At 55.1% G+C, this 790-nt stretch carries 1 protein-coding gene and 1 pseudogene; both read left to right on the top strand.

All coding sequences use genetic code 11. From position 1 onward, the window contains the following. A pseudogene (locus HEM79_RS22850) lies at nucleotides 1-90 on the top strand (phage tail protein); the annotation flags it as partial. After that, nucleotides 87-629 (top strand): tail assembly protein, encoded by a 543-nt coding sequence (locus tag HEM79_RS22300; RefSeq protein WP_309491265.1) that lies wholly within the window; start codon nucleotides 87-89, stop codon nucleotides 627-629. The pseudogene HEM79_RS22850 and the gene HEM79_RS22300, both read left to right, overlap by 4 nt. Nucleotides 630-790: the final 161 nt, after the last annotated feature.

Here is a 790-nt window from a genome sequence, read left to right as displayed (position 1 = left end):
ACACACTCCCTCTGGCGTCACCGGGCATGGCACGCATCTGCCTTTACGGGGATTTACAACGATTTGGCCGCCGCATCGATCTTCATGTGAAAACGGGGGCCGAAGCCATCCGGGCGCTGGCCATGCAGATCCCAGCGTTTCGTCAGAAACTGAGCGATGGTTGGTATCAGGTGCGTATTGCCGGGCGTGATACAGGCGAAAACGAATTATCAGCCCGTCTTAATGAACCGCTGGAAAATGGTGCCGTGATCCACATCGTACCGCGTCTGGCTGGTGCCAAAAGTGGCGGCGTGTTTCAGGCGGTGCTTGGTGCGGCGCTGATTGCTACGGCAATCTGGATGCCAGGAATCAGTATCGCTTTCAGTGACATTCTCTTTTCAATGGGGGCGGCGATGACACTTGGTGGTGTTGCACAGATGCTGGCACCGAAAGCCAGCACAGCAACAGCCAGCACCACGGATAACGGTAAGCAGAACACCTATTTCTCCTCTCTGGATAACATGGTTGCCCAGGGCAATGTTATGCCTGTTCTGTACGGTGAAATGCGCGTCGGGTCGCGGGTGATTTCGCAAGAGATCAGCACAGCAGATGAAGGGGATGGCGGCCAGATTGTGGTGATTGGTCGCTGATACAAAACGTTTTATGTAAAACCGCCTGCGGGCGGTTTTGTCGCTCATGGAGCATAAACAATAGTGACAGTCGCCTTTTTTGGGTGGGTCCTCCCGGTGAGGTGGCCTGCCACGGGGCGGGAGCGGCGCGGAAAAAGGCTAGTTTTTGCATTTTCATTCGT

This window comes from Escherichia sp. 93.0816 (assembly GCF_013368855.2).
Lineage (GTDB): Bacteria > Pseudomonadota > Gammaproteobacteria > Enterobacterales > Enterobacteriaceae > Escherichia > Escherichia ruysiae.
This window is presented reverse-complemented; position numbering and strand designations above follow the sequence as displayed.